The organism is Krasilnikovia sp. MM14-A1004, assembly GCF_047159485.1.
Classification (GTDB): Bacteria; Actinomycetota; Actinomycetes; order Mycobacteriales; family Micromonosporaceae; genus Actinoplanes.
This window is the reverse complement of record NZ_AP038773.1, coordinates 21,964-42,153: the sequence shown is the minus strand read 5'-3', so window position 1 is coordinate 42,153 and position 20,190 is coordinate 21,964. Positions and strand designations below refer to the sequence as shown.

Here is a 20,190-nt window from a genome sequence, read left to right as displayed (position 1 = left end):
GTGATGCCGTCACCGGCTAAGGACGCCTCCCCGGCGACCGACTGATTAAACACGTCGAAGCTATACCTGACGTAATGCGTCAGATACCGGGAGTGACGGGGGCGGGGATGGAGTCGAGCGCGGCACTGCCCGTTCCCGTCGCACACGCGGGACCGCTGCAGTCCCTGGCGAACTACACCCACATGCTCTACGCCCAGGGCCGTTATGACGAGGTGCTCGACTGCGCGGAGCGGCACGAGTGGATCGCTCAGACACTTGGCGACAGGGACACCGCCCGGGTGATCCTCCAGACCCGGATGTACGTGCTCACCGAGCTGGCCCGCTACACCGAGGCCGAGACGATGGGCCGGGAACTGATCCGCCGCGCCGTCTCCCGGACCGCCCGGGCCAAGGCCAGCGCCGACCTGTCCGACGTACTGGTGCGGATGGGGCGCCTGGAGGAGGGCCTGCACCTGATCGCCTGGGCCATGGCCACGCTCGAGAGCTGCCCCCGCGACTGGCGCTACTTCTCGGCGATGTCCTCGGTCGCCGAACCGGCCCGCTGGGCGGAACTGTACGAGCTGGCCGAGCAGGCGTCCGTCGCCGACCGCCGACTGCTCGACACCGACCGCAACCGTCGCATCATCCTGGACACCCAGCGCGCCGAATCGCTGCTCGAGTGGGGTCTGCGGCTGGAACACGTGGGCCGCTTCGAGGAGGCCGGGGTCCGCTACCGCGACGTGATCGCCCTGACCCGGCCGTGGCAGCACCCCGAGGACGACTCCGAACTCCTGGATCAGGCGATGGTGCACGCGCTGCTGGCCTGCGCCCTGACCAAGACCGGTGAATTCGCCGAGGCCGAGACCCTCGCCGTCGGCGCTATCCGGTTTCTGCACGCCACTGGGCGGCGCTTCGAGGCCCGGCTCGCCCACCTCGCGTACGGGCTCGCGCTGCGCAACGCCGGTGACTTCGCGGGGGCCGCCCGCGAGCTGACCGCGGCCGAGCAGCTGTGCGCACTGGCCGGCGCCCCGCGGCACCGCCTGATCTTCCAGCTCGAACTCGGCCTGATCGCGGCAGAGGCCCGGCCCAGCGCGGCGGCCAGACACCTCACGTCCGCGTTGCGCGCGCACGCGGAGCAGCTGTGGCGGCTGCGGCTGGACCGGGTCGCCATGCTGCGCCAGGCCCGCCGCCGCGTCCAACTCGAAGCCGAGCACGCGAGCGCAGACGCGGCGGCGCAGACCGATCCGCTGACCGGGCTGGCGAACCGGCGGGGCTTCGACCGCCGGATGGCGGTGCTGGATGGCGACGGTGCCCCGGCCGAGCTGTGCCTGCTGGTCGTCGACGTGGACAACTTCAAGCACATCAACGACAACTTCTCCCACGCCGTCGGCGACGACGTCCTGCGCGAAATCGGCCACATCCTGCGCACCGAATGCCGCGCCTCCGACCTGCCCGCCCGCTTCGGCGGCGACGAATTCGGCGTCTTCCTCGCCACCGACCTCACCACCGCCACCCGCATCGCCGCCCGCATGCGCACCAGCATCCGCGACCACGACTGGCACAAAACCGCCCTCGGCCTGCGCGTCACCGTCAGCATGGGACTCGCCTCACTACTCCCCGGCATGACCGGCGAACAACTCTTCGCCACCGCCGACGAACACCTCTACACCGCCAAACGCGCCGGACGCGACCGCCTCGCCGCATAACGGCTCAGCAACCGGCCCGCGACACCACGATGCGAATCACCGTGCACCGGTTCGGTAGCCTCTGACGCGTTCTGGCAACTGTCCAGCGGCATCTGGCGATGGGGGAGGCGGATGAATCGCGAGGTCAGAGCAAATTCGACGGACGGCGGCGGCAGCCGCGGCGGTCAGTTCGCCGAACAGTTGCGCGACTTGCGCGAACGCGCCGGGCGCCCGTCGTTCCGGGCCATGGCGGGGCGGTCGGGCCGCATCTCCCACACGACCCTGCACGAGGCCGCCGCCGGGCACCGGTTCCCGTCGTGGGAGACCACCCGCGAGTTCGTCCGCGCGTGCGGCGCCGACGAGGCCGAGTGGCGGGCCAAGTGGGAGCTCGCCCAGCCTGCCAATGCCGGTGCGAGCCGGGCCACCGACATCGCCGCCGCAACGGCCCGGTCCGACACTCTCGCGGTACCGAGCCCGGCGGCGGGCACCACAGTGGATGCCACCCCGGCGACGGCCGCCGTGGCATCCGGCCAGCTGGTGGCGGCCGAGCCCGATCCCGGGCCGATGCTCGCCGGCGTGCCCGAACCCGTGCGGCCGGTGGTCCTGGTTACCACGAACCGGCCCGCGCCGTCCGCGCGGAGCGGCCTCAGCCAGGACCGCCGGTCGATCCTGTGGGCCGCGGCCACGGTGCTGGTGGTGCTCAGCGCCGTCGCCCTCCTGCAGGTGATCGGCTCCGGGCACAACCCGCCCGCGGCCACCGCGGGCGGCCCGGCGGCCGCCGCCGAGAACCCGCCGGGCATCCCCGCGTCAGCCGACCCGTCCGCTCCCCTGATCCCCGGCGACGCCAGCCGGTTCGTCGCGGACGTCACCGTCCCGGACGGCTCGCATTACAAGGTGAACCAGGAGTTCACCAAGGTGTGGTCGATCGCCAACACCGGCACGGTCGGATGGCACGGCCGCTATCTGGTGCCGAAGGACCCGCCCCGCAACGGCGACGGCAGCGAGTGCCGGTACCCGCCCCGCGTGCCCATCGGTGACACGTTGCCCGGTGAGCAGGTCCACATCAGCGTCCGCGTGGTCGCCGCCCGCAAACCGGGCGTGTGCTGGGTGGGCTGGAAGATGGTCGACGCCCAGGGGCGGATGTTCTTCCCCAGCCGCCGACCGGTGTTCTTCCTGGTCAACGTCGACCAGTGAACGCCTGTGGCGTGGCGGCGGCCAGCCGGGGCTCGGCGCGCGGGATCCGCAACCCGCACAGCAGCGCACCGGCCAGCGCCAGCGCGTAGAGCGTCAGGGCGGCACCGTACGATCCGGCGCTCGGATAACCGGACGCGCTGATCGACCAGGTCAGCACCGCGCCGCCCAGGGTGGCGCCGAGGCTGCCACCGACCGTCCGCATGACGTTGTTGACGCCCGCGGACACGCCGGTCTGCTCACGGGGCACCGCCTCCACCACCAGGGCGCCCACCGCCGCGAACGCGAGGCCCACCCCGGCACCCATCACCAGGACGGCCGCGCACACCTGCGGCAGCGCGCCGTGCCAGACCGCCAGCATCAGGTACGCCGTCCCGGCAGTGGCCGCCCCGACGGTCAGCGCGGCACGCAGCCCGTACCGGCGGACCAGGCGGCGCTGGGCGGGCAGTACGAGCAGGGTGCCCAGCGCGGTCGGCAGCATCACCAGCCCCACCACGGTCGGACTGGCGCCGAAGCCGATGCCGCTGGCGGTCGGCTGGGCCACCAGCAGCGGCACCAGCATCCAGGAACCGAACATGCCGAAGCCGAGGAGCAGGGTCGCCGCGTTCGTGGCGCGGACCGTCGGCATGGCGAGGGTGCGCAGGTCGACCAGGGGGTGCCGGGCGCGGCGTTGCTGGGCCAGCCACAGCGCGGCCAGCGGGAACGCGGCCAGGCCGGTCCCGGCGACCCGGGGGTCCGTCCAGCCGTACCGGCCCGCGAGGCTGATCGCCAGCAGGAGCAGGCCCAGCCAGGTCGCCAGCAGCGCGGCACCGAGCCAGTCGACGCGGGCCCGCCCGTGGCGTGCAACGCCGGGCGGCAGCAGCACCGCCACCGGCACCGTGGCCAGCGCGGACACCACGGCCGGGATGCCGAACAGCCAGCGCGAGGACACCACGGCCAGCAGCGGCCCGGCCGCGACGGTACCGGCGGCGCCGCCAAGGCTCATCACGGTGGAGATCGCGACGAACCCCCGCGGGCGATCGCCGTCGGGCAGGTGGTCCCGGACGAGCGCGAAGCAGATCGGGAACACCACCCCACCCAGCCCCTGTACGGCACGCCCCGCCACCATGACGCCGAGACCGTCCGCCATGGCGGAGATGACAGAGCCGAGACTGATCGCGGCGAGCGCACCGAGCAGGACCCGCCGCTTGCCGTGCAGGTCGGCGAGGCGCCCCAGCACCGGTGTGGACACCGACGCGCTGAGCAGGAACCCGGTGAGCAGCCACGCCGCACCGGACGGCGTGGTGCCCAACTCCCGCTGGAAGATCCCGAGGGCGGGCACCACCAGCGACTGCAGCACGGAGTACGCGGCGGTGGCGAGGCACAGCGCACCGAGCACGGCCCGCCCCCGCAGATCACCGCCGCGCATACCCGTTACCGCGACGACGGGCTGACGGTGGCCCGGTCCGCGGTGTTGCGGTTCGCGGGCCGGGGCAGCCCGTAGTGCTCGCGCAGCGTACGTCCGGTGTAGTCGGTGCGGAACCGGCCGCGCTCCTGCAGGATCGGCACCACCCGGTCGACGAACAGTTCCAGGCCGCCGGGCAGCACCGGCGGCATGATGTTGAAGCCGTCGGCGGCGCCCGTGTCGTACCAGCCGGTGATGGCGTCCGCGACCTGCTCGGGCGCGCCCGCGAAGGTGTGGTGGCCGCGGCCGCCGCCGAGCCGGGCGATGATCTCGCGGACGGTGAGCCGCTCGCGGCGGCCCAGGTTGACCACGAGCGTACGGCGGCTCTTGGCCCCCTCCAGCTCGTCCTCCTCCGGCAGGTGAGCCGGGAGTTCGGAGTCCAGGCCCAGCTCGGCGACGTCCACGCCGAGCAGCTCGGCGAGGCCGGGCAGCGCGAACTCGGGGCGGATCAGCCGGTTGAGTTCGGCGTCGAGTTCCCGTGCCTGCGCCTCGGTGTCGCCGATGACGGGCACGATCCCCGGCAGGATCTTGACGTGGTCCGGGTCGCGGCCGTGTTCGGCGGCGCGCCGCTTGAGGTCGTCGTAGAACTCCTGCGCGTCGGCGAGGGTCTGGTGCGCGGTGAACACCGCCTCGGCGTACCTCGCGGCGAAGGTACGGCCGTTCTCCGACGATCCGGCCTGGACCAGCAGCGGGTGGCCCTGCGCGGAACGGGGAACGTTGAGCGCGCCCGCCACCCGGTAGAAGCGGCCCTCGTGCGCCGGTGGGTAGATCCGGTCGCTGTCGCCCCAGACCCCGCGCTCCTTGTCCGCGAGGATCACGTCGTCGTCCCACGAGTCCCACAGCTTGAGGGAGACGTCGATGAACTCGGCGGCCCGCTCGTAGCGTTCGGCGTGGGCGGGCAGGTGGTTCAGGTTGAAGTTGCGGGCCGCGTCCAGCCCGGCCGTGGTGACGATGTTCCACCCGGCCCGGCCGCCGCTGATCAGGTCCAGCGACGCGAACCGCCGGGCCAGGTTGTACGGCTCGTTGTACGTGGTCGACGCGGTGGCGATCAGCCCGATCCGCTCGGTGACCCCGGCCAGCGCGGTGAGCAGTACGGTCGGCTCCAGGGTCCCGGAGGGTCGCCGTTCCACCTGGTCCCACAGCACCGGGCCGTCGGCGAGGAACAGCGAGTCGAGCTTGCCGCGTTCCGCGATCCGGGCCAGGTTCTGGTAGTGCGAGACGTCCACGTGGGCGTACGGGTCGCTCTCCGGCAGCCGCCACGCCGCCTCGTGATGCCCGACCCCCATGAGGAACGCGTTGAGGTGCAGCTGTCCCGGCCGGCTCACGATGCGGCCCCGACCGGGGTGTAGTGACCGGCCTCGTCGCCCTCGATGACGTAGCTCTTGGCGCCGTCCGCGCCGACCGGCACGTCGCCGGCCACAGTGACCCGGTGCAGCTTTCGGGGCAGGTCGCCGTAGTCGTCGGCGGCGTAGTGCTGGGTGGTGCGGTTGTCGAAGATGACCACGTCGCCGACGGCCCAGTGGTGGCGCAGCGTGTTCTCCGGCCGGGTCACGTACGCCTGCAGCAGCCGCAGGATGTCCCGGGACTCCGTGTTCGACAGCCCGAGGATGCTGCCGGCGAAGCCGCCGATGAACAGGTTCGGTACGCCGGATTCGGGGTGGATGCGGACCACGGGGTGCGCCGTGCGGTACCGCTGGGAGACGAACACCTTGTGGTACTGCTCGGCCTCCTCTGTGCGGAACTGCGGGTGCGGCGCGTAGTCGTGCTCGTTGGTGTGCACCGCCCACAGCCGGTCGGCCAGCGTCCGCAGGTGCTCCGGCAGGTCGGCGTACGCGGCGGCGGTGTTGGCGAACAGCGTGTCCCCGCCGTACGGGGGGATGACCAGGCTGCGCAGCGTGGTGGCCTTGGGCGGGGCGACCACGAAGGTGACGTCGGTGTGCCAGGCGTTGGCCCGGGCGCCCTCGCCACCCTCCACGTTGAGCACGTTGGCGTTGCCCTCGACCGACGGCACGGTCGGGTGGGCCGTGGTCAGCGGGCCGAACGCGGAGGCGAACCTGACGTGCGCGGCGTCGTCGAGCTGCTGCCCGTGGAAGACGAGCACCTTGTGTTCCACCAGGGCCGAGTTCAGCGCGCCGATCGTGGCGTCGTCGAGCGGCTGGGCGAGGTCGAGGCCGACGATCTCGGCGCCGAGGCGGCCACCGATGCGCCGGATGTCCGGGATGCTGGGAGCGAGCGTCATGGCGAGGGGTTCCCTTCTAGTTGGTGGTGCGCCAGGTCGAGAAGCGGCGTTCGGTGAGGACGAGCAGCTGGTTCACGACCAGGCCGATGGCCGAGATGGTGATGATTCCGGCGTACATGTCGGGGACCGCGAAGTTGTACTGCGCGTAGTTGATGAGGTAGCCGAGCCCGGCCTTGGCGCCGACCATCTCGGCCGCGATGAGGATGAGGATCGAGTACGCCCCGGCCAGCCGGATCCCTGTGAAGATGGTCGGCACCGCGGCGGGCAGGATCACCTTCTGGAACAGCCGCAGCGGGCCCAGTCCGAGCGAGCGCGCCGACTTGATCAGCAGCGGATCCACGGTGCGGACCCCGCTGACCGTGTTGAGCAGGATCGGCCACGCGCAGGCGTAGAAGATGATCGCGATCTTCGAGGTCTCGCCGAGCCCCAGGATGAGCACGAAGACCGGGAGCAGGGCCAGCGCGGCCGTGTTGCGGAACAGCTCCAGCACCGGGTTGAGCAGGTTCGCGACCGGCTTGTACCAGCCGATCAGCAGGCCGAGCGGGATGGCCACGACGACGGCCAGGCCGAACCCGGCCAGCGAGCGGGTGAGGCTGGCCCGGGCGTGATCGATCAGCTCGCCGGACAGCACCAGCTGCCACCAGGCCGACAGCACTTCGGACAGGGGCGGCAGGAAGGTGGCGTCGACCAGCCCGAGCCGGGGGAAGACCTCCCACACGGCCGCCAGCACCGCGATCGCCGCCACCCGGGTGACGACAGTGCCGGCGCCGCGCAGGACACGGCGATTCCATGGGTACGCCGGAACCGGCGGCGCCGCCGCGGCGGGTGGGATCGGCGTCGCGGGCGGCGTGCGCAGCGCGACCGGCGTGAGGCTAGACACGGGCCACCTCCAGCTCCTCGTTTCGGGCCCTGTCCACCTCGGTGCGGAGCAGGCTCCAGATCTCGTGGCGGTAGTGCGCGAACGCCGGGTCGGAGCGCAGGTCCTCGGTGGCCGACCGGGCGGTCAACGGCACGTCGACGATCTGCTTGATCCGGCCCGGCCGGGAGGTCATCACCGCGACCCGCTGGCCGAGGTAGACGGCCTCCTCGATGCCGTGGGTGATGAACACGATGGTCTTGCCGGTCTTCTCCCAGATCCGCAGCAATTCGTCCTGCAGCCCGTCGCGGGTCTGCGCGTCGAGTGCGGCGAACGGCTCGTCCATCAGCAGCACGTCGGGGTCGAACGCGAGGCTGCGGGCGATGGCCACCCGCTGCTTCATGCCGCCGGACAGCTCGTGCGGATACCGGTCGTGGAAGCCGGACAGCCCGACCAGGTCCAGGTACTCCCGCGCCCGGGCGGCCCGTTCGCGCCGGGGGACCCGCTTGGCTTCCAGGCCGAACTCGACGTTGCTCTGCGCGGTGCGCCACGGCAGCAGGGCGTACTGCTGGAACACCACGCCACGGTCGAGGCCGGGGCCGCTGATTTCGACGCCGTCGACCAGGATCCGCCCGCTGGTCGGCTCGGTCAGGCCGCCGAGCAGGTCGAGCAGGGTGGACTTGCCGCAGCCGCTGGGACCGACGATGACCAGGAACTCTCCCGACCGTACGGTGAGATTGATGTCCTGCAGCGCGGTGACCGTGGTGCCGCGCGCCTGGAATGACTTGCCGAGGTCCTCGAATTGGATCTTGGCGGTCATTTCGCCGCCCCGTTCGCGGCATACGGGTTGAACTCGTTGGTGTAGATGTCGGCGGCGCTGACCTGCTTGCCCTTCAGCTCACCGGCCCGGTCCAGCCAGTCGATCCAGGTGGCGAACTCCTTGTCGCTGATCAGACCGCCCTGCCCGGCGACCCCGTAGCTCTTGAAGTACTGCAGGGTGCTGGTGTCCTCGTTGCGGCCGCGCGCCTTGATGATCTTCTCGAACCGGGCGATGACCTCCGCGCGGGGCGTGGTGCGGGACCACTCGATCGCCTTGGCCACGCCGGTGACGAACGCCCGTACCGTGTCCGGGTTCTTCTTGATGAAGTCCTGCCGGAACACGTAGCTGCCGGCGCTGAACTCGCCGAGCAGGTCGTAGTCGGTGTACAGGGCGCGTACTCCGCCGCGGGCGACCGCCTTGTCGCGCAGCACCCCGCTGAGCGAGGCCACGTCGATCTGGCCCTGGCGCAGCGACTGTTCGGTATTGACCGGGGGCACGACGACCAGTTCGACCTGCTTGATCTCGGCGTCGGTCAGGCCGTTGCGGGCCAGGTACGTCTTGGTGATCGCCTCGGCGTGCGCGCCGAGCGTGTTGACGCCGATCTTCTTGCCGATCAGGTCCCGTGCGCTCTTGATCGGGCTGTTGTCCAGCACGTAGAAGCCGTTGAAGGTGTCCTTGTTGGCGCCGTAGTACGCGACCACCGCCTTGATCGGCGCCTTCGAGGCGGCGAGCTTGACGATGGCGCCGTTGAACGCGCCGCCGAAGTCGATGTCGCCGGTCGTCGCGGCCTGGATGTCCTGCGGGCCGCTGATCGTGTTGCCGATCCACTTGAGCTTGACGTCGCCCAGGTACCCGAGGTCGGCCGCCAGTTCCGGCAGCGTCACCTGCCCCACCCAGCCCTGGTAGCGCAGCTCGGTGGCCTGTTTGCTGTCGGCCGCGCTGCTGGCATCGCCGCAGCCCGAGAGTGCCGAGGTGACGAGCAGGGCGCCCGCCAGCACGGCGGCCAGAGCGGATCTATGGAATCTCATCGGAACTCTCCTCGTGGGGATATGTGGCAGCCACCGGCCGCGGAGCGGTCGGCTCGGCAGCTGTCGGCGTGGCTCGGGCAGCAGTCATCGCGCCGCGGCGGGCGCGGCGGGGTCGGATGTGTCGGGAACCGGGCGTGCGGGGTCGTCGGACGAAGACGCGGTCGTCTGGTGAACGCGGGCGCCGTCGGCGTGCGGGTGCTCGAAGCTCGCTCTCGGGATCACCCGAGGCGCTGCCGGCGGATGGCGGGGTCGGCGTTACCGGACGGCGCAGCCCGTGCCACGGGCTGGTACGCGTTCGGCGGGTGCGCTGCGCTTCGCCGTCAACTCAACAGGTGCAGGTGCACACCCGGAGGAAGTCGACGAAGCGGCGCCGGGTGAGACGCTTGCTCCGTTTCATGCGAGCAACGTAGCTGGTCACGACCGCCCACGTCAGCAGGTTTGTGAGCCAGGTCACATACAAATCCCATAGGGCGGATAGGGTATGCCGTCCACTGCGTACCTCAGATTTGTGAGCGCCGATCCACGGCGGGAAGCTGCCGGGGTGCCACGCCGAGCTCACCCATCCGCTGCGCGTACAGCCGGTGGTGGCGGGCCGCCTCGCCGTGCCGCCCGCCCGCGATCAGCGTTTCGACCAGCCGCAATGCGGTGTCCTCCTCGTACGGATCGCGCTCCAGCACGAGCAGCCAGGACCGGACCGCGCCGTCGGTGTCGCCCGCCCGAGCGCACACCGCGCCCAGCGTGCGCATCACCGTCAGGTACGCGGCGCGGGCCTGCTCCCGCAACGCCTGCGCGACCGCGAGATCCGGTTCGTCGTCCAGCACGTCCCCGGTGTACGCCGCCGCCGCGGCGTCGAGCAGCAGCCGCGCCTCACCATCCGCCGCCTCCGGGTCGCCTGCCGTCGCCTTCGCCGCCGCGACGCCCGCCTCGGCCAACTGGAGGAAGACGTCCACATCGACCCGCAAGGTGCGCGGGTCGTACGCCACCCCGGCCGGGCTGGCGACCACGTAGTGCCCCGGCGGAACCATCCGCTCCGGGTCGAGCACGGTGCGCAGCACAGACAACGCGATGGACAGGCGGTTCGCGACGTTGTCCGCGCCCGGCCACAGCGCCTCGCCCAGCGCCTCCCGGGTGGACGGGCGCCCGCGCCGCGCCACGATCAGCTTGAGCAGATCCCGTGCCTTGCGGCTCTGCCAGCCCGCGGCGGGCACCTCCTCGCCGGACCGCAGCACCGCGAAGGATCCGAGCATCCGTACGCTCACCGGCTCCTCCACCGCCGCGCCGGACAGCGAACGGGTGCCCGCGAACGGATCCGCCCCCAGCGCGCGCAGCCGGTGCTCCGCCAGGACCCGGTCGGCCGCGGGGGTCCGGCCCAGGCCCGCGCGGGCCCTCGCGAGCGCCACCCGGGCGGCGCCCACCGGGTCGTCGATGTCGGCGTACACCCGGGCCGCGTCGGCCAGCAGGGACTCGGCGGTCCCACCGGGCGCGATGACCGCGGCCAGTTCCAGCGCCTCCGCGAGCGTCGCGGGATTGCGACCGGCGCGGGCCAGCGTGATCGCGGTCTCCGCGTGGTTGCTCGCGACCGCCGGGTCGGTGGCCGCCGCCGCCCACCCGGCGGCGGCGTACGCCTGTGCCCGGGCCAGGCCGTCCGCCACCGCGACCGCCCGCGCCGCGGTCGGACCGGCCTCCCGGTCGCCGATCGCGGCGAAGACCCGCGCGAGGCCGCACAACGCCGGTCCGAGCGCGGCCGCGATGCCACCCGCCTCGGCCACGAGCACCGCCTCGTCGAACGCCGCCCGAGCCTGCTGCAGGTCACCGCGCAGCTCGTGGGTCTGGCCCAGCCCGGTGAGCGGGAACGCCACGATGGCCGTCCCGGCCCGCTGCAGCAGCGCGGCGGCGGCGCGGAATTCGTCCCGCGCGGCGGTCAGGCGCCCGGCGCGCAGCGCGAGGTCGGCCAGGTTGGTCCGGGCCATACCCGCCATCGCCGGGTGCGGGTCGGGGCCCGGGCGGGCCAGCACCGCAGCGGCGGCGTCGAGTTCCGGCCGGGCGCCGTCGAGGTCGCCCTCCTCGAGTCGCTGCGAGGCGCGGTTGACCCGGACCCGCAACAGCAACGTACGGTCACCCGAACGTTCGGCGGCGGCCAGGGCCAGCGTGTAATGCCGGTCCTTGGCGCGCCGGTCATCCTGCGCGGCGGCCAACAGCCCGCGCACGATGTGGGCGGCCGCCAGGGCGCGCGGGTCGTCGGCCGCCCGGGCCAGCGCGAGGGCGCGCGTGACGGCCCGGCGACAGTCGTCCGCGCCCGCTCGGGCCCAGGCGATGCTGGCCTCCCACGCCGCCAGCAACGCCCGGTCGGCGTCCGTGCCCTGCGCTACGTCGGCGTCCACGCCGGTCCGGGCGAGTACCGATTCCGCGGCGGCCATGTCGCCCTGCAGGTAGAGCACCATCATCGTGGGCCACGCCTCGGCGGGGGTCAGTGGCTGCGGTCGCGCCACCACCCGTGCCGCGGCCTCGGCCGCGCCCTCCCAGTCGCCCGCCTCCACGCAGTCCCGCACGGCCGCGGGGTCCGGCGCGTGCGCGGCGTTCCCCCGGTCCGCTTTCGTGGCAGACCGGGCGACGGTGACCTCCGGGCAGGCGGCCAGCGTGCGGTTGACGGCGGCATCGACGCGGATGGCCGGTGTGCAGGTGGCGGGGGCGGCCTCGGGCATGGCTTACAGGATGGCCGCCCGGCGCCACCCCGGCGGGCGACAGGCCGCGCGGTGGAGCGGGGCGCATCGACTGTCATCACATTCACGGCAAATGGGGCCGCGCCGGCTGGGTTGTCCAGCCGGCGCGACCGTCGTTCTGTGGCTAACCCGTGGGGCTTCCGCCGAGGTTTGGTGCCGTTCCCCGAAGGTCCGGGGTTCACGGATCAAGCCCGGTCCGCTCCGTATCGGGCGGTCAGTGCGGGCAGTTGGCCCAGGCGAAGTGGTAGGTGGTGTTGATCGCGCCGTCGGTGGAGTCCATCGTGATGAAGCTCGTGGTGTGTGCGGTGTCCGAGGTGCCGGCCATGGCCCGCAGCTCGGTGTTGATGTTGAGGTTGCGCAGCGCCCCACAGGGTGCCCAGACCAGTGCGGCAACCGCGACCTCGTCGGTGGTCTGCCAGTCGTCACCCAGCGGCCCGGTGAACGGGTGGCTGATGTACGCGGTCTGCGACTGACCCTGGAAGTAGTAGTTGGCCCGCTCGATGGCGCTGGAACCCGGAGCCAGCGACGCGAAGCCGCGGTAGTCCACCTTGCTGATTGCGTACGTGAAGCCCTGCGGGACATGCACGACGATGTTGAGCTGGCAGTTCTTGCGCCAGTCGGTCGATGTCGACCCGACACCGACCAGCGCGGTGTACGCGGAGTACGTGACGGTGAAGGCGGTGTTGTCTGGTGACACCGCGATCGCGGCGGTCCCGGCCGGGCAGCCGGTGCCGTTGACGGTCACCACGTCGATGACGATCCGGTCGGTGGGTGGGGGTACGGGGAGATCAAGGTAGCCGGTCGCCGATGCCGGGCCGGCAAACAATGTCGACGCCAACACCCCAAGCATGGCGCAGCAAATGGTCAACGCCTTGCGCATAAGGACTCCTTCCAAAGCCTCAGCGGCGTCCGTGATGCGGCCATGCTATTTAGCTAATCGAGAGCAGTCAATGTGTAATGTTGAATCCTCAGATGAATTCATGGATCAACTCCCCAGAATGGCAGGGCACCCCAAGGTCGTCAATAAATGGATCAAGGGCCTCCCATTTAGTCGGAAATAGCCCGAATAAATGCCACAGGAGAAGATCCGAAGATCACTAATTCCCAAACAGTTTTCACTGGCTCCGGGAAGTTCTTGTTGTTCCGATGGCCCATCGCTAGCATTCGCCCTAGGCTTTGATTGAGGTCGATATGTAATCTTCGGGACACGCCCAGGAAGGGAACCCCCCATGACCTTCAGGCAGGCCGGCGCGAGATTGCTCACCCTCGCGACCGCGATCGCTCTCACCACCTTGTCCCTGCCCAGTCCGGCGCAGGCCGAGGACTCCGTACCTCCGGGCGGGCAGGTCACGCTCGACGTGCAGACAGTCAACGGCTCCGGCTGCCCCGCCGGCACGGCCTGGGTCAGCATGCAGCCCGACAACACCGGATTCCGGATCTACTACTCCAACTTCCGCGCCTCCGACGGTGGCAGCAGCAACCCCACCGACATCCGTAAGAACTGCCAGGTCAACCTGCTGGTGCACATCCCGCAGGGCTTCACGTACGCGATCGCCCGCGCGGACTACTGGGGCAGGGCACACCTGGAGCCGGGCGCCACGGCCCTGGAGCGCACCAACTACTACCTCCAGGGGTCGTCCGACAACAACTACGCCGACCACTACTTCGCCGGCCCGTTCAACGGCGGCTGGCACACGGTCGACATCACCAGCGCCGCCTCGCTGGTCTGGGCACCCTGCGGTGTGACGCGCAGCCTCAACGTCAACACGGAGCTGCGGGTCGATGCGGGTTCCTCGTCGGCGACCAGCAGCATCTCGCTGCGTGCCTCCGAGGGTGACGTCTACACCCTCGTCAACTTCCAGTGGCGGCAGTGCTGACCGCTACCCGCGCTGACGTAGGCCCCGTCGCACCTCGACGGGGCCTACGTGGCGCAATCGAGCAGGGCGCGACGCGTTGAGGCGCGCGCTGCTGGCCGGTCTGCTGATCGCGCCCCTCGCCACACCACCGTCCCCACCGGACGGTGTGGTCATCGAGGTGGTGAGCGCGGCCGGGTCGAGCTGCCGGCCCGGCACCGTGGCGGTGGCCCTCTCCCCCGACCGGCAGGCCTTCACGGTGACCTACAGCGCATATCTCGCGGCGGCGGGCGGCGACGCGAAGACCGGCGACGCGACCCAGAAGTGCAAGCTCACCGTGCAGCTCCAGGTGCCCGACGGCGTCGCGTACGCGGTGACCCAGGCCGACTACCGGGGCTTCGCCTCCCTGGCGACCGGGGCGAAGGCCGCCTTGCGGGCCTCCTACCGGTTCCAGGGTGATCCGCAGCCCACCCCGGTCGAGCATCCGTTCACCGGCCCGTACGCCGACGACTGGCAGGTCACCGACCGCACCGATCCGGTGGTGTTCGGCCCGTGCGGCAAGGCCCGCAAGTTCACCATCGACACCGAGCTGGTGGCCGACGCGGGCACCGCGCCTGGCCAGACCAGCTTCATCGTGATGGACTCCACGGACGGCAGCTTCGGGACCACGTACCGGCTGGCCTGGCGGTCCTGTTCCCGCTGATCACCGCAGTTCCTCGGCCGGCGCACCGCCGAGCATCGCCGCGGTGCGCCGGCCCACCAGCTCCTGGAAGGCGGCATCGCGCGATGCCGCGGATGACGCGTACGGTTCGCCCGCCCGGTAGTAATTTCCGCTTTCGGCGTCCAATGCGGGATCGGCGGCCAGCCGGATACTGGTGCGCGCACCTTTCTCCGGGGTGGCCAGCAGAGGGCGACCAAGCGTCTGGATCACTCTGAACAAGCCACCGCCATTACGCCCGAAGCTGGTGGCCACGCTGCCCGGATCGGCGCAATTGACCGTGACCCCGCTGCCGGCCACCGCCGCGGCCAACACATAGCTGTACGCCAGGTTGATCAATTTCGCGTCGCAGTACGCCTGGAATTGGCTGAACCGGTCCGGATACGACCAATCCGCCAAGTGCGGATTGCCCCGGCTTTCGAGCGATGAGGACACATTTACCACCCGGGACGGACGTCCGGCCGTGGCGGCCCCGTCGCGCAGAAGACCGAGCAGCTCGCGGGTCAACGCGGCGACAGCGATGTGATTCACGGCAATAGTGCGTTCCACCCCGTCCTGCGACAATCCGCGTTGGGGAAATGCCGCCCCCGCATTGTTGATCATTACATGCAGGCCACCGGGAGCCGCCCGTCGCACCTCGGCGGCGACGTCGCGCACACCCGCGACGGATCCGAGGTCACCGACCACCGGAACGAACAGTGCGCTGGCGCCGGCACTCTCGCTGGCGCTGCCCCTGGCGCGGTTGAACTCCTCGACGGCGGACTGGGCGCGGGCTTTGGTCCGCGCGTGCACCAGCACCGTCGCGCCGGCAGCAGCCAGGGCGGTCGCGGTGGCCCGCCCGATGCCACTGGTCGCGCCGGTCACGAGGACCACCCGGCCGGTCATCGCCCACCCGGCCCCGGTCTGCTGCCTACCCATCACGGCTCCTCGCGACGATGGCGCGCACCCCCGTGGCCGCGCCGTGATCGATCGTTTCGCATATCGGTAGCCGGTGGAAAGTAGGCACCTTGAAGGTATATAGGTACTGAATGGATACCAAGACTGACCTGCGCGTCCACGGGGGCGCCGACGCGTACCTGCGGGCCTGCCCGTCGCGGGATGTGTTGGAGATGATCGGTAGCAAGTGGACGGTGCTGATCGTTCCGGCGTTGCGCGAGGGCCCGTTGCGCTTCGGCGAGCTGCGCCGGCGCCTCGACGGCATCACGCAGAAGAGCCTCACGCACGCATTGCGCACCCTGGAACGCGATGGCCTGGTCACCCGCACGCAGTACCCGACGATCCCGCCCCGCGTGGAGTACGCGCTGACCGATCTCGGGTTACGCGCCGTGGCCCTGCTCGGCGGGGTTCGCGACTGGGCGGAGGCCAACCTCGCCGACGTGCTGGACGCCCGCGCCGCATTCGACGCCCGCGCTGCCGGACAGGCTTGACAGTTCTAGAACTGTTTGCCACTCTCTCGGAGAGTTATAGAACTCTGGGAGATGACATGACAGTCGTGAACGCCGCACCCACGGCCGCCCGCGCGATGATGGCCGAGCCCGTCGCGGGCGGCCGCTTCGGCGAGTTCGGTGGCCGCTACGTACCCGAATCGCTGGTCGCCGCGTGCGCGGAGGTCGAGGAGGCATTCCGGGAAGCCTGGTCCGACGCGTCGTTCCGGCACCGGCTCGAACGGCTGCGCGCCGTCCACGCCGGACGCCCGACCGCGCTCACCCCGGCGGCGAACCTCTCCGCCGAACTCGGCGTCACCGTCCTGCTCAAGCGCGAGGATCTGGCACACACCGGGTCCCACAAGATCAACAATGTGCTGGGGCAGGCGCTGCTGGCACACCGGATGGGGCGCCGCCGCCTGCTGGCCGAGACCGGCGCCGGACAGCACGGCGTGGCCACCGCGACCGCCGCCGCCCTGTTCGGCCTCGACGCCACGGTCTTCATGGGCGAACGCGACATCGAACGCCAGGAACTCAACGTCTTCCGCATGACCATGCTGGGAGCCGAGATCATCGGAGTCCGCAGCGGCAGCCGGACGCTCAAGGACGCCTGCAACGAGGCCATGCGGCACTGGGTCGCCGCCGTCCACGACTCCTACTACTGCGTCGGCTCCGTGATGGGGCCGCACCCGTACCCGTGGATGGTCCGGGAATTCCAGCGGGTCATCGGCGAGGAGGCCCGCGCGCAATGCGCCGCGGAACTGCCCACGGCCGTGCCCACCCACGTCGTCGCCTGTGTCGGCGGCGGCTCCAACGCGGCCGGGACGTTCGCCGGGTTCGTCGACACGGATGCGCGGCTCATCGGTGTCGAGGCGGCCGGCGGGGCCGCGATGACCGACGGGGTCTCCGGGATCGTCCACGGTTACCGCAGCCGCGTCCTGCAGGACGAGCACGGGCAGGTCGCCGAGGCCCACTCCATCGCGGCCGGGCTCGACTATCCCGGCGTCGGGCCGGAGCACGCGTATCTCGGTGACATCCGGCGCGCCCGCTACGTCACCGTCACCGACGACGAGGTGGTGCCCGCGCTGCGCCGGCTCGCCCGCACCGAGGGCATCCTGTGCGCGCTCGAATCCGCGCACGCCGTCGCCTGGGTGCTGCGCGCGGCCGGCACCGCCGAGCTGCCGACCGGATCCACCGTGCTGCTCACCCTGTCCGGGCGCGGCGACAAGGACATGCCCGCGCTGATGACGGCGGCGGCCCGATGAGCGCCCCGTCGCGGACCGCCGAGAGCGGCGCCTCGGGGGCGCCGGGGCGCGGTGCGTTGGAGACCGCCATGCGGGGCGCCGGTCGTCCCCGCCTCGTTCCGTACATGACCGGCGGGGTCACCGCGGACTGGACCGGGTACGTGCTGGCCTGTCAGGCGGCCGGGGCGGACGCGGTCGAGGTGGGGCTGCCGTTCTCCGACCCGATGCTGGACGGCGTGACGATCCAGCGCGCGTCCGACCGGGCCCTTGCCCGGGGCGCCACGGTCGAGGGCATCCTGGCCGACCTCGCATCCGTACGTGACCGGCTCCGCGTGCCCGTGGTCGTCATGACGTACGCCAACCTGGTCGTCCACGCGGGCGCCACGCAGTTCTGCCGACGGTTGGCGGCGGCCGGGGTCGCCGGGCTGATCGTGCCCGACCTCCCGGTCGACGAGCTGGGCGAGCTGGAGGCGGCCGCGACCGGGCACGGCATCGAGCTGGTCCTGCTGGTCGCGCCCAGCACCCCACCCCTTCGGGTACGGCAGATCTGCGCCCGCAGCCGCGGCTTCGTGTACGCGGTCAGCACCATGGGCACCACCGGCGAACGGGACACCCTCGACGACCGCGCCCTCGTGCTGGCCGGGAACGCCAGGGACGCGGGCGGGCCGCCCGTACTCATCGGTTTCGGGGTGTCGACGCCCGCCCAGGCCGCGCGGGCCGCGGGCGCGGCCGACGGCGTCGTGGTGGCCTCCGCCCTCATGCGGGAGGTGCTGGACGGCGCCACCCCGGACCGGCTCCGGGAACTCGTCGCGGGATTCCGCAGCGCCCTCGACGAGCGCGAATTACCTCAAGGTAGTTCCGGTTGAGCCCGTGCACCCGTGCTGACCTGCGGCGTAGCGTCGGCCGGATGGACGCGGTGATCGAGTACGCGATGCAGACCCCGGACGGCGCGTGGCGCGTCGAGGTGGTCAAGCGCGGCCGCTCCCGCTGGTATCGGATCCGGCACGGCGAGAACGAGCTCGACTGGCTCAGCATCGCCGCTGTGCACCGCGTCCTCGACGAGGCCGGAATCGACCTGGCCGACCTCGTCGAGACGCACGGCCCGGCGGATCCGCCCCGCGGCGACGCCCGGCCCGGCGTGGCCTGACGGCGTTCCCAGCGCGGCACGGACGCGGATCGACGGTCCGTGCAAACGCGGTGTGTCAGCGACTGCGGTGGGAGTTGAGGCGGGCGGCCTGGCGTGTCAGGTGGTCGCGTTCGGCGAGGTTGGGTGCCTTCCGGGCCGCTTCGGCGTACATCCGCGCGGCCATCGCCGGATCGCCGTCGCGCTCGTGGAGGTACGCCGCCACCGCCGTGTAGCGGGGCAGCGAGGCGTCCAGCTCCGCGAGCGCCGCCAGTCCCGCGCGCGCTCCGTCGGCCTCGCCGACGGCCACCGCGCGGTTGAGCCGGACGACCGGGCTGTCGGTCAGGTGCGCGAGTTCGTCGTACCACTCCACGATCTGCACCCAGTCGGTCTCCTCGGCGGTGGGCGCGTCGGCGTGCAGTGCCGCGATGGCGGCCTGGGCCTGGAACTCGCCCAGCCGGTCCCGCGCGAGAGCCGCCTGCAGGACGTCGACACCCTCGCCGATCAGCCGGGTGTCCCACCGGCTGCGGTCCTGCTCGGCGAGCGGCACGAGGCTGCCGTCGGGCGCGGTGCGTGCGGCGCGCCGCGCGTGGTGCAGCAGCATCAGGGCGAGCAGCCCCGACACCTCGGGGTGGTCGATCGCGGCGGCGAGCTGCCGGGTGAGCCGGATGGCCTCGGCGGAGAGGTCGACGTCGCCGGAGTAGCCCTCGTTGAACACCAGATAGAGGACGCGCAGCACGGTGGCGACGTCGCCGGGCCGGTCGAACCGGACGCCGGAGACGGTCCGCTTGGCCCGGCTGATGCGTTGCGCCATGGTCGCCTCCGGCACCAGGTACGCCTCGGCGATCTGCCGGGTGGTCAGCCCGCCGACGGCCCGCAGCGTCAACGCGACGGCGGACGCCGGCGTCAACGACGGATGGGCGCACAGGAAGTACAGCTGGAGGGTCTCGTCCACCGCCGGCACGGGACCCGGTGCCGGTTCCTCGTCGGCGAGGTCCTCGCGCCGGCGGCGGGCGGTGTCCGCCCGGGTCGCGTCGAGGAACCGTCGCCAGGCGACCGTGACCAGCCAGCCCTTCGGGTCCCGCGGCGGGTCGGACGGCCAGACGCGCACCGCCTCCACGAGCGCGTCCTGGACGGCGTCCTCGGCCGCCGCGAAGTCGGCTCCGCGGCGGACGAGAATGCCGAGCACGCCCGGTGTGAGGCTCCGGATCAGGACCTCATCCACGCGGGAGTCACTCCGTGATGGTCGGCGGCGCGGTCAGGAACGGGCGCAGTTCGAGCCACTCGTGGATCGGCTCGCCCTTCGCGCCGGGGGCCGCCGACAGCTCTCCGGCCAGCTCGACGGCACGCTCGTACGTGTCGACGTCGATGATCATCCAGCCGGCGATGAGGTCCTTGGTCTCGGCGAACGGGCCGTCGGTGACCGGCGGGCGGCCCTCGCCGTCGTACCGGACGAACGTGCCCTCGGGGGCGAGCGCCTGACCGTCGACGAACTCGCCGGTCGCTTCCAGCCGGGCCGCGAAGTCGTGCATGTACTGCATGTGGGCCGAGATCTCCTCCGGCGTCCACTGGTCCATCGGCACGTCGTTGACCGGAGCCGGGGCACCGCGGTAGTGCTTGAGCAGCAGGTACTTGGCCATGGGGATTCTCCTCGGTGCTGGTGCGACCATTGTCGTCGCGTTCACCTCGGGGACGGAGCCGGTCACGGCTTCTCGACATCGCGGCCGAAGATTTTTGGGCCTTCCGTTGTCGGCGGTTTCGCCGCGCTCGCGCGCTCCCGACCCCGCCGGCTGGTGAGCGCGAAACACCTCAGTGACCGGTTTGGGCTGCCGATGGACAGGGGGTGAATGCGCTTGGCGTACGGGC

19 protein-coding genes are annotated in these 20,190 nt (G+C 71.5%); 8 read left to right on the top strand and 11 right to left on the bottom strand.

Features of this window, described 5'->3' with window-relative positions; all coding sequences use genetic code 11:
- Nucleotides 1–74 precede the first annotated feature (74 nt).
- Complete coding sequence (locus ACMCNN_RS00205) at nt 75–1,685, top strand: diguanylate cyclase (protein WP_412744155.1); 1,611 nt, start codon at nt 75–77, stop codon at nt 1,683–1,685.
- A 111-nt stretch (nt 1,686–1,796) separates the two neighbouring features.
- A complete protein-coding gene (locus tag ACMCNN_RS00200; protein ID WP_412744154.1) occupies nt 1,797–2,858 on the top strand; it encodes an NBR1-Ig-like domain-containing protein in 1,062 nt (353 codons plus the stop codon).
- Here ACMCNN_RS00200 and ACMCNN_RS00195 read toward each other — a convergent pair.
- The 8 genes from ACMCNN_RS00195 to ACMCNN_RS00160 all read right to left on the bottom strand — a co-directional run bounded on the left by ACMCNN_RS00195 (nt 2,842) and on the right by ACMCNN_RS00160 (nt 12,812).
- Complete coding sequence (locus ACMCNN_RS00195; protein WP_412744153.1) at nt 2,842–4,263, bottom strand: MFS transporter; 1,422 nt, start codon at nt 4,261–4,263, stop codon at nt 2,842–2,844. The genes ACMCNN_RS00200 and ACMCNN_RS00195 overlap by 17 nt on opposite strands.
- Before the next feature lie 5 nt (nt 4,264–4,268).
- A complete protein-coding gene (locus ACMCNN_RS00190) occupies nt 4,269–5,624 on the bottom strand; it encodes an LLM class flavin-dependent oxidoreductase (RefSeq protein ID WP_412744152.1) in 1,356 nt (451 codons plus the stop codon).
- Nucleotides 5,621–6,538 carry a TauD/TfdA dioxygenase family protein gene (locus ACMCNN_RS00185; RefSeq protein WP_412744151.1) on the bottom strand — a complete coding sequence of 306 codons (918 nt, stop codon included), beginning with the start codon at nt 6,536–6,538 and terminating at the stop codon, nt 5,621–5,623. Before ACMCNN_RS00185 ends, ACMCNN_RS00190 begins: the two co-directional genes overlap by 4 nt.
- A gap of 16 nt (nt 6,539–6,554) precedes the next feature.
- Nucleotides 6,555–7,418, bottom strand: a complete 864-nt coding sequence (locus ACMCNN_RS00180; RefSeq protein WP_412744150.1) for an ABC transporter permease — start codon at nt 7,416–7,418, stop codon at nt 6,555–6,557.
- Entirely contained in the window at nt 7,411–8,214 is an 804-nt protein-coding gene (locus ACMCNN_RS00175) for an ABC transporter ATP-binding protein (RefSeq protein WP_412744149.1), read from the bottom strand. Before ACMCNN_RS00175 ends, ACMCNN_RS00180 begins: the two co-directional genes overlap by 8 nt.
- Nucleotides 8,211–9,242: an ABC transporter substrate-binding protein gene (locus ACMCNN_RS00170; RefSeq protein ID WP_412744148.1), complete on the bottom strand. Its 1,032-nt coding sequence runs from the start codon at nt 9,240–9,242 to the stop codon at nt 8,211–8,213. The genes ACMCNN_RS00175 and ACMCNN_RS00170 overlap by 4 nt, the downstream gene beginning before the upstream one ends.
- A 500-nt stretch (nt 9,243–9,742) precedes the next feature.
- Complete coding sequence (locus tag ACMCNN_RS00165; protein ID WP_412744147.1) at nt 9,743–11,944, bottom strand: BTAD domain-containing putative transcriptional regulator; 2,202 nt, start codon at nt 11,942–11,944, stop codon at nt 9,743–9,745.
- A 232-nt stretch (nt 11,945–12,176) separates the two neighbouring features.
- On the bottom strand, nt 12,177–12,812 hold the full coding sequence (locus ACMCNN_RS00160; protein ID WP_412746989.1) for a DUF4360 domain-containing protein: 636 nt from the start codon (nt 12,810–12,812) through the stop codon (nt 12,177–12,179).
- A 379-nt stretch (nt 12,813–13,191) separates the two neighbouring features.
- Between ACMCNN_RS00160 and ACMCNN_RS00155 the strand changes: the two genes are divergently transcribed.
- Together ACMCNN_RS00155 and ACMCNN_RS00150 are read left to right on the top strand one after the other, a co-directional pair.
- The gene (locus ACMCNN_RS00155) at nt 13,192–13,839 is read left to right on the top strand and encodes a DUF4360 domain-containing protein (protein WP_412744146.1); all 648 of its coding nucleotides are present in this window, start codon (nt 13,192–13,194) and stop codon (nt 13,837–13,839) included.
- 76 nt (nt 13,840–13,915) lie between these two features.
- A complete protein-coding gene (locus ACMCNN_RS00150) occupies nt 13,916–14,518 on the top strand; it encodes a DUF4360 domain-containing protein (protein WP_412744145.1) in 603 nt (200 codons plus the stop codon).
- Here the strand turns inward: ACMCNN_RS00150 and ACMCNN_RS00145 are convergent, their stop codons facing one another.
- The gene (locus ACMCNN_RS00145) at nt 14,519–15,451 is read right to left on the bottom strand and encodes an SDR family NAD(P)-dependent oxidoreductase (protein WP_412744144.1); all 933 of its coding nucleotides are present in this window, start codon (nt 15,449–15,451) and stop codon (nt 14,519–14,521) included.
- A gap of 110 nt (nt 15,452–15,561) precedes the next feature.
- Between ACMCNN_RS00145 and ACMCNN_RS00140 the strand changes: the two genes are divergently transcribed.
- The 4 genes from ACMCNN_RS00140 to ACMCNN_RS00125 are packed head-to-tail and all read left to right on the top strand — an operon-like array spanning nt 15,562 to nt 18,348.
- Nucleotides 15,562–15,960 carry a winged helix-turn-helix transcriptional regulator gene (locus ACMCNN_RS00140; RefSeq protein ID WP_412744143.1) on the top strand — a complete coding sequence of 133 codons (399 nt, stop codon included), beginning with the start codon at nt 15,562–15,564 and terminating at the stop codon, nt 15,958–15,960.
- Between the two features lie 56 nt (nt 15,961–16,016).
- Nucleotides 16,017–17,222 (top strand): tryptophan synthase subunit beta, encoded by a 1,206-nt coding sequence (gene trpB / locus ACMCNN_RS00135; RefSeq protein ID WP_412744142.1) that lies wholly within the window; start codon nt 16,017–16,019, stop codon nt 17,220–17,222.
- Entirely contained in the window at nt 17,219–18,067 is an 849-nt protein-coding gene (gene trpA / locus ACMCNN_RS00130) for a tryptophan synthase subunit alpha (protein ID WP_412744141.1), read from the top strand. The genes trpB and trpA overlap by 4 nt, the downstream gene beginning before the upstream one ends.
- A 41-nt stretch (nt 18,068–18,108) precedes the next feature.
- Nucleotides 18,109–18,348: a hypothetical protein gene (locus ACMCNN_RS00125; RefSeq protein ID WP_412744140.1), complete on the top strand. Its 240-nt coding sequence runs from the start codon at nt 18,109–18,111 to the stop codon at nt 18,346–18,348.
- A 55-nt stretch (nt 18,349–18,403) separates the two neighbouring features.
- On the opposite strand, the gene ACMCNN_RS00120 is transcribed toward ACMCNN_RS00125, so the two are convergent.
- A complete protein-coding gene (locus tag ACMCNN_RS00120) occupies nt 18,404–19,549 on the bottom strand; it encodes an RNA polymerase sigma factor (protein ID WP_412744139.1) in 1,146 nt (381 codons plus the stop codon).
- A 7-nt stretch (nt 19,550–19,556) separates the two neighbouring features.
- Nucleotides 19,557–19,964, bottom strand: coding sequence for a YciI family protein (locus ACMCNN_RS00115; protein WP_412744138.1), 408 nt, complete (start codon nt 19,962–19,964; stop codon nt 19,557–19,559).
- Nucleotides 19,965–20,190 lie beyond the last annotated feature (226 nt).

Bases quoted from the DNA above. Each gene is read 5' to 3' on its own strand.
- ACMCNN_RS00145 (WP_412744144.1), bottom strand. From the start codon at position 15,451: ATGGGTAGGCAGCAGACCGGGGCCGGGTGGGCGATGACCGGCCGGGTG.
- ACMCNN_RS00140 (WP_412744143.1), top strand. From the start codon at position 15,562: ATGGATACCAAGACTGACCTGCGCGTCCACGGGGGCGCCGACGCGTAC.
- ACMCNN_RS00175 (WP_412744149.1), bottom strand. From the start codon at position 8,214: ATGACCGCCAAGATCCAATTCGAGGACCTCGGCAAGTCATTCCAGGCG.
- ACMCNN_RS00170 (WP_412744148.1), bottom strand. From the start codon at position 9,242: ATGAGATTCCATAGATCCGCTCTGGCCGCCGTGCTGGCGGGCGCCCTG.
- ACMCNN_RS00200 (WP_412744154.1), top strand. From the start codon at position 1,797: ATGAATCGCGAGGTCAGAGCAAATTCGACGGACGGCGGCGGCAGCCGC.
- ACMCNN_RS00165 (WP_412744147.1), bottom strand. From the start codon at position 11,944: ATGCCCGAGGCCGCCCCCGCCACCTGCACACCGGCCATCCGCGTCGAT.
- ACMCNN_RS00160 (WP_412746989.1), bottom strand. From the start codon at position 12,812: ATGCTTGGGGTGTTGGCGTCGACATTGTTTGCCGGCCCGGCATCGGCG.
- ACMCNN_RS00115 (WP_412744138.1), bottom strand. From the start codon at position 19,964: ATGGCCAAGTACCTGCTGCTCAAGCACTACCGCGGTGCCCCGGCTCCG.
- ACMCNN_RS00195 (WP_412744153.1), bottom strand. From the start codon at position 4,263: ATGCGCGGCGGTGATCTGCGGGGGCGGGCCGTGCTCGGTGCGCTGTGC.
- ACMCNN_RS00155 (WP_412744146.1), top strand. From the start codon at position 13,192: ATGACCTTCAGGCAGGCCGGCGCGAGATTGCTCACCCTCGCGACCGCG.
- ACMCNN_RS00205 (WP_412744155.1), top strand. From the start codon at position 75: ATGCGTCAGATACCGGGAGTGACGGGGGCGGGGATGGAGTCGAGCGCG.
- trpB (WP_412744142.1), top strand. From the start codon at position 16,017: ATGACAGTCGTGAACGCCGCACCCACGGCCGCCCGCGCGATGATGGCC.
- trpA (WP_412744141.1), top strand. From the start codon at position 17,219: ATGAGCGCCCCGTCGCGGACCGCCGAGAGCGGCGCCTCGGGGGCGCCG.
- ACMCNN_RS00125 (WP_412744140.1), top strand. From the start codon at position 18,109: ATGGACGCGGTGATCGAGTACGCGATGCAGACCCCGGACGGCGCGTGG.
- ACMCNN_RS00185 (WP_412744151.1), bottom strand. From the start codon at position 6,538: ATGACGCTCGCTCCCAGCATCCCGGACATCCGGCGCATCGGTGGCCGC.